7 protein-coding genes are annotated in these 7,116 nt (G+C 50.7%); 2 read left to right on the forward strand and 5 right to left on the reverse strand.

Going from position 1 to position 7,116, the window contains the following annotated elements:
- Positions 1–177 precede the first annotated feature (177 nt).
- From thyA to ygdT, 5 genes are all read right to left on the reverse strand, one after another.
- A complete protein-coding gene (gene thyA, locus A7090_RS23280; protein ID WP_105275699.1) occupies positions 178–972 on the reverse strand; it encodes a thymidylate synthase in 795 nt (264 codons plus the stop codon).
- A gap of 6 nt (positions 973–978) precedes the next feature.
- Positions 979–1,854, reverse strand: coding sequence for a prolipoprotein diacylglyceryl transferase (gene lgt, locus A7090_RS23285; RefSeq protein WP_105275700.1), 876 nt, complete (start codon positions 1,852–1,854; stop codon positions 979–981).
- Positions 1,855–2,004: 150 nt separating this feature from the next.
- Positions 2,005–4,251 carry a phosphoenolpyruvate--protein phosphotransferase gene (ptsP, locus tag A7090_RS23290; protein WP_105275701.1) on the reverse strand — a complete coding sequence of 749 codons (2,247 nt, stop codon included), beginning with the start codon at positions 4,249–4,251 and terminating at the stop codon, positions 2,005–2,007.
- A gap of 12 nt (positions 4,252–4,263) precedes the next feature.
- Positions 4,264–4,794 (reverse strand): RNA pyrophosphohydrolase, encoded by a 531-nt coding sequence (gene rppH / locus A7090_RS23295; RefSeq protein WP_000564487.1) that lies wholly within the window; start codon positions 4,792–4,794, stop codon positions 4,264–4,266.
- Between the two features lie 352 nt (positions 4,795–5,146).
- On the reverse strand, positions 5,147–5,293 hold the full coding sequence (gene ygdT, locus A7090_RS27100; protein ID WP_274541185.1) for a protein YgdT: 147 nt from the start codon (positions 5,291–5,293) through the stop codon (positions 5,147–5,149).
- Positions 5,294–5,478: 185 nt separating this feature from the next.
- Here ygdT and mutH point away from each other — a divergent pair, with 185 nt between their 5' ends.
- Both mutH and A7090_RS23305 read left to right on the forward strand, forming a co-directional pair.
- Positions 5,479–6,168 carry a DNA mismatch repair endonuclease MutH gene (gene mutH / locus A7090_RS23300; RefSeq protein ID WP_105275702.1) on the forward strand — a complete coding sequence of 230 codons (690 nt, stop codon included), beginning with the start codon at positions 5,479–5,481 and terminating at the stop codon, positions 6,166–6,168.
- Between the two features lie 70 nt (positions 6,169–6,238).
- Entirely contained in the window at positions 6,239–6,952 is a 714-nt protein-coding gene (locus A7090_RS23305; RefSeq protein WP_105275703.1) for a TerC family protein, read from the forward strand.
- Positions 6,953–7,116: the final 164 nt, after the last annotated feature.

The raw sequence follows: 7,116 nt of genomic DNA on the forward strand, positions 1-7,116 counted from the left end.
CCTGGAAAGTTGATCTGAGCTCTCAGTAAATATCAATACGGTTCTGACGAGCCGCTTACGGACTATTTACGCCGTTGCAGGACGTTGCATAATTTCGGGAAGGCGTCTCGAAGTATTTAACGGAGGATAAAAAAAACCGACGCACACTGGCGTCGGCTCTGGCAGGATGTTTCGTAATTAGATAGCCACCGGCGCTTTAATGCCCGGATGTGGATCGTAGCCTTCAATCTCAAAGTCTTCGAAACGATAGTCGAAGATGGATTCGGGTTTACGTTTGATAATCAGCCTCGGCAACGGACGCGGTTCGCGGCTTAATTGCAGATGCGTTTGATCCATATGGTTGCTGTACAGGTGCGTATCGCCACCGGTCCAGACAAAATCACCCACTTCCAGATCGCACTGCTGCGCCATCATATGCACCAGTAACGCGTAGCTGGCAATGTTAAACGGCAGGCCGAGAAAGACGTCACAGGAGCGCTGATAAAGCTGGCAAGAGAGTTTGCCGTCTGCCACATAGAACTGGAAGAACGCATGGCACGGCGCCAGCGCCATTTTATCCAGTTCGCCTACGTTCCACGCTGAAACAATAATGCGGCGAGAATCGGGGTCGTTTTTCAGCTGGTTCAGTACCGTAGTGATCTGGTCAATATGACGACCATCTGGCGTTGGCCAGGCGCGCCACTGTTTACCATACACTGGCCCGAGGTCGCCGTTTTCATCGGCCCATTCGTCCCAGATGGTGACGTTGTTTTCGTGTAGATAAGCAATGTTAGTGTCGCCCTGCAGGAACCACAGCAGTTCGTGGATGATGGAACGCAGGTGGCAACGTTTGGTTGTCACCAGCGGGAATCCATCCTGCAGGTTAAAACGCATCTGATGACCAAAAATGGAAAGTGTTCCGGTTCCGGTACGGTCGTTTTTCTGTGTGCCTTCGTCGAGCACTTTTTGCATCAGTTCTAAATACTGTTTCATGGTTCCTCAGGAAACGTGTTGCTGTGGGCTGCGACGATATGCCCAGACCATCATGATCACACCCGCGACAATCATCGGGATGGAAAGAATTTGCCCCATGCTGATGTACTGCACCCAGGCTCCGGTAAACTGCGCGTCGGGCTGACGGAAAAACTCAACAATGATACGAAATGCGCCGTAGCCAATCAGGAACAAGCCTGAGACAGCGCCCATTGGGCGCGGTTTACGAATATACAGGTTGAGGATAATAAACAGCACCACACCTTCCAGCAGCAGCTCATAAAGCTGTGATGGGTGGCGCGGCAGCACACCGTTAGTGTCGAAAATGGATTGCCACTGCGGGTTGGTTTGCAGCAGCAAAATATCTTCTGTACGGGAGCCAGGGAACAACATGGCAAACGGGAAGTTCGGGTCAACGCGGCCCCACAATTCACCGTTAATAAAGTTGCCCAGACGCCCGGCGCCAAGGCCAAACGGAATGAGTGGTGCAATAAAATCAGAAACCTGGAAGAAGGAACGTTTAGTACGGCGGGCGAAGATAATCATCACCACGATAACGCCAATCAGGCCACCGTGGAAGGACATACCGCCGTCCCAGACACGGAACAGATACAGCGGATCGGCCATAAACTGCGGGAAATTGTAGAACAGAACATAACCAATACGTCCCCCGAGAAAGACGCCGAGGAAACCCGCATAGAGTAAGTTTTCAACTTCATTTTTGCTCCAACCACTTCCCGGACGATTCGCCCGACGTGTTGCCAGCCACATTGCAAAAATGAAACCCACCAGATACATCAGGCCGTACCAGTGAAGCGCCACGGGTCCTATTGAGAAAATGACCGGATCAAACTCCGGAAAATGCAGATAGCTACTGGTCATCTGTCACCACAAGTTCTTGTTATTTCGCTGAAAGAGAACAGCGATTGAAATGCGCGCCGCAGGTTTCAGGCGCTCCAAAGGTGCGAATAATAGCACAAGGGGACCAGGCTAGTTGCCGGATACCGTTAAAAGATATGTATATGATCCGCGCTATAACCCTCCGCGAATCAGCCCGCCCATGCCGCGACGCTCCATAAAGGCTGCAACCTGATGGCGAACTTCGGTCGCCAGCTGCGCTTCCAGACTGCGCTGCGCAAGATTTTCGGCTTCGGCAAAATCAATGCGCCGCAGCAGGTATTTTACGCGCGCAACAGAACGTCCGTTCATAGACAGATGGCGATAACCAAGCCCAATGAGGATTGCCACGCACATGGGATCGCCCGCCATTTCACCGCACAAACGGAGATCGATGCCATGTATTTCCGCTTCACGGGCGATCATCGCCAGTGCACGTAGCATTGCAGGATGAAGACTGTCATAAATGTTCGCCACCCGGGTGTTGTTGCGATCAACGGCCAGGATGTATTGAGTCAGATCGTTGGTGCCAACAGAGATAAAATCGATCCGATTTGCCAGATGCGGCAGCATAAATACCATTGACGGCACTTCCAGCATGATGCCGATACGTGGTTTGGGAATTTCGTAACCGATCATCTCCTCGACTTCACGTCCGGCGCGTTCAATCAGGCGACGTGCTTCGTCAATTTCATCGAGGCTTGTGACCATCGGCAACAGAATGTTCAGGTTGCCCGTTGCGGCATTGGCGCGCAGCATCGCCCGCACCTGGATCAAGAAGATCTCCGGCTGATCGAGCGTAATGCGAATTCCACGCCAGCCAAGGCATGGATTCTCTTCGCTGATCGGCATGTAAGGCAGTTGCTTATCCGCTCCGACATCCAGCGTACGCAAGGTGACGGGTTTATCATTTAACATTTGCAGCATCCCCTGATACTGCGCCACCTGTTCTTCTTCCGATGGAAAACCACTTTGCAACATGAAGGGGATTTCAGTGCGATAAAGACCTATACCATCAATACGGCTGCCCAGTTTTTCTTCATGTTCCGGGCTTAACCCGGCATTGAGCATGACTTTTATACGCTCACCGCTTTTTAGCTGCGCGGGTAAATTGACGTCATCTTCTGCCAGACGGCTAAGCTCAATCTCTTCGCTAATCAGCCGCTGATATTCTTGCAGCAGTACCGGCTCCGGATCGACCAGCAATTCACCACGATAACCATCAACGATCAGCGTCCGACGGTGCAGCACTGAAGGCTGAATATCCGCGCCCATCACGGTAGGGATCCCCAGCGCACGTACCATGATCGCAGCATGGGAGTTGGCCGCGCCGTCGCGCACGACAACGCCGACTAAGCGATCCTGGGGCAGCTCTGCAAGGGTTGTCGCTGACAGTTCATCGGCAACCAGAATGAAACGTTCCGGCCAGGCGTTTGGCCCTTGATTAGCGTCATCAAGATGAAACAGCAATCGCTGACCCAGCGCACGTAAATCGCCTGCCCGCTCTTTTAGATAATTATCGCTGAGCGCGGCAAACTGTTCGGCAAATTTTTCAATGACCGTTTTTACTGCCCACTCTGCCACCGAGCCTTTATCTACCTCGGCAAACAATTCGCGACGCAGTCGGGTGTCCGAAAGCAGGTGCGAGTAAAGATCGAAAATAGCCGCTGTTTCTTTTTGTGCACCGGCGGCAAAGCGTTTGCTGTAGCGGCGAAACTCGTTAGCCGCTTCTTCCAGCGCCCCGGTCAGCCGCTCGCGTTCTAGTGCCGGATCCAACGTTGATGCCTGATACACCTGTTCCATTAAGGGTAATGTTGCATCTTGCCAGCCTTCGGCAATCGCCACACCGGGCGCTGCCGGTAATGCGCGGATACGCGTCTGGCGATATTGCCCAAACAAGGCAGTCAACTGCGACTGAGAAAGAATGGCTGCCATCTGGGTGGCAAGCGTAACCAGGAAGGATTCTTCACTTTCGTCGTACTGACGCAACTCTCGTTGCTGTACCACCAGTACACCAAGCAACTGGCGACGTTGAATAATTGGCACACCTAAAAACGCGCGGAAACGTTCTTCTTTTACGGAGGGGATGTATTTGAAGCTGGGGTGCTTTTGCGCGTCTGCAAGGTTTATCGGTTCCGCCAGCCTGCCAACCAGACCGACGATCCCTTCATCAAACGCGAGCGTTACAGTGCGACCGCGTGGTTTTTTCAGCCCCCGGGTCGCCATCAGGTAGTAGCAACGTCGGTCATGATCGGCCAGGTAGACCGAACAGACCTCGGTATCCATCGCAAGACAGATGTCAGTAACCAGAATATTTAACGCCTCATTCAGGCGTGGTGCGCTGGCTACCTTTTCGACTATTTCGCGCAGGCGAGTGAGCATAATTGGCGTGACTTAACCTCTTTTACGTCGATAAGCAGATGCGTTTTGTGGTTTTGGCGTATTTTCTTGCAGCGCCATCACCACACTCGCGAACTCTTTCATTACCCTACGGTAGACATCACGTTTAAATGACACCACCTGTCTGACCGGATACCAGTAACTTACCCATCGCCAGCCGTCAAACTCTGGTGTGCTGCTGGTTTGCATATTGATTTCTGCATCGCCGCTCACCAGCTGTAAGAGAAACCATTTTTGTTTTTGGCCGATACAAACCGGCTTCGTGTCCCAACGCACCAAACGTTTCGGTAATTTGTAGCGCAACCAGTTACGCGTTGAAGCAAGGATTCGAACGTCTTTGCGGCTTAATCCTACTTCTTCAAACAATTCACGGTACATCGCCTGTTCTGCGGATTCTCCGGGGTTAATTCCACCTTGCGGAAATTGCCAGGAGTGCTGACCAAATCGCCGGGCCCACATTACCTGCCCCTGGCGATTACAAATCACGATACCTACGTTTGGGCGGTAGCCATCGTCATCAATCACCGGACTACCTCAAAATAAAGCTTTATATACGAATGATTGTTTCATACTCCTGGAAGACGGTAAACCACTCTCTGCAGGGCATTACACACTAATAACAATTGAATACCTCACAGTTATGTGCAGAGTTATAAACAGAGGAAGGGGTGGATAGCCGTTTTTATTCACCTTTTCTGTGGATAGAGTTGTGAAGAACTACGGAATTACTACGGGAAAACCCCGAGCATTCTGAATAGACCAGATATAGGCATTTTAAAATATTCATTATCAGTCAATACATTACATGCAATCAGAGTAATAAAATAGAGAAATTCGTGACCCCGGTCACACCACTCTTTTACGGGTTGGCGAAAGATCAACCAACGCCGTATTTATCCACAGAATGTGCCACTAAGTTAAGCACTGAACCACCAAAAACTGGAGTTTCGTCGCACGTCAAGGCTGTAAATGGAAACAGTAGTGGAGGTTTTTCACAGTTATCCCAGCTTTCTGTGGATAACATGGTGTAAGATCCTGTTTATTTTCAGTGACCAGATTTGGAAAACCCGTTTCAGTGTTGCGCAACTGGATTATCGACAACCTAAAAAACAATATAAATCAGATAATTGAACAACGCATGTGGAAAAAGTTACACTGCGAATATTCGACACAGAATTGCTGTTCTTTTTTTAACCAAGGTATCACGACATGTCCCAACCTCGCCCACTGCCTTCTCCTCCCGAAACTGAAGCACAGTTGTTAGCGCAAGCACAGCAACTTTCTGGTTATACATTAGGAGAACTGGCGGCACTTGCCGGGCTGGTTACGCCAGAGAATTTAAAACGCGATAAGGGCTGGATAGGCGTGTTACTGGAGATCTGGCTAGGTGCCAGTGCAGGGAGTAAACCTGAGCAAGATTTTGCTGCTCTGGGCGTGGAACTTAAAACTATTCCTGTGGATAGTCTTGGTCGTCCGCTGGAAACAACATTTGTTTGTGTTGCCCCTTTAACGGGAAATAGCGGAGTGACCTGGGAAACCAGCCATGTACGCCACAAACTCAAACGCGTGCTGTGGATACCGGTTGAAGGCGAGCGCAGCATTCCGCTGGCGCAGCGTCGCGTAGGGTCACCGTTGCTGTGGAGCCCGAATGAAGAGGAAGACCGGCAACTGCGCGAAGACTGGGAAGAATTAATGGATATGATTGTTCTCGGTCAGGTTGAGCGGATCACCGCTCGCCACGGGGAATATTTACAGATACGACCGAAAGCAGCAAATGCGAAAGCGCTTACCGAAGCCATTGGAGCCCGGGGCGAACGGATTCTGACGCTGCCACGCGGCTTTTATTTGAAAAAGAATTTCACCAGTGCGCTACTGGCCCGTCATTTTCTGATCCAGTAGCCATCCGCTTTGACCTGCCGCTTTCCGGGCATATAATTACCGCTTCATTTTTTTTGGCAGGGCTTTTTAGATGTTATTTGCATGGATAACCGATCCTAACGCCTGGCTTGCGCTCGGTACGCTGACGCTGCTGGAGATCGTTCTTGGGATCGACAATATCATTTTCCTTTCTCTGGTGGTGGCAAAGCTCCCCACAGCACAACGTGCTCATGCACGCCGTCTGGGGCTGGCTGGAGCCATGGTTATGCGTCTGGCGCTGCTGGCATCAATCGCCTGGGTTACGCGCCTGACAAATCCGCTTTTTACAATATTCAGTCAGGAAATTTCTGCCCGTGATTTGATTCTACTTCTGGGTGGCTTGTTCCTTATCTGGAAATCCAGCAAGGAAATCCACGAATCCATCGAAGGTCAAGAGGAAGGACTGAAAACACGCGTCACCTCGTTCCTCGGCGCTATCGTGCAGATTATGCTGCTGGATATTATCTTCAGCCTCGACTCAGTGATTACCGCTGTGGGTCTGTCAGATCACCTGTTTATTATGATGGCAGCAGTGGTGATTGCCGTAGGCGTGATGATGTTCGCCGCGCGCTCGATTGGTGATTTTGTCGAACGCCATCCTTCGGTAAAAATGCTGGCACTCTCTTTCCTGATTCTGGTGGGCTTTACCCTGATTCTGGAAAGTTTCGACATTCACGTACCGAAAGGTTACATCTACTTCGCGATGTTCTTCTCTATTGCGGTTGAAAGCCTCAACCTGATTCGCAACAAAAAGAATCCGCTCTGATACTCCGTACGCTCTCCTGCGGGAGGGCGTACTCACTCCCGTTACCCTCATAGTTTAAGATTTTCCTGCTTTCAGGATATATAACGTAAGTTTATATATAGACGTAAGCGGCTCGTCAGAACCGTATTGATATTTACTGAGAGCTCAGATCAACTTTCCAGGGC

This window comes from Escherichia sp. MOD1-EC7003 (assembly GCF_002965065.1).
Lineage (GTDB): Bacteria > Pseudomonadota > Gammaproteobacteria > Enterobacterales > Enterobacteriaceae > Escherichia.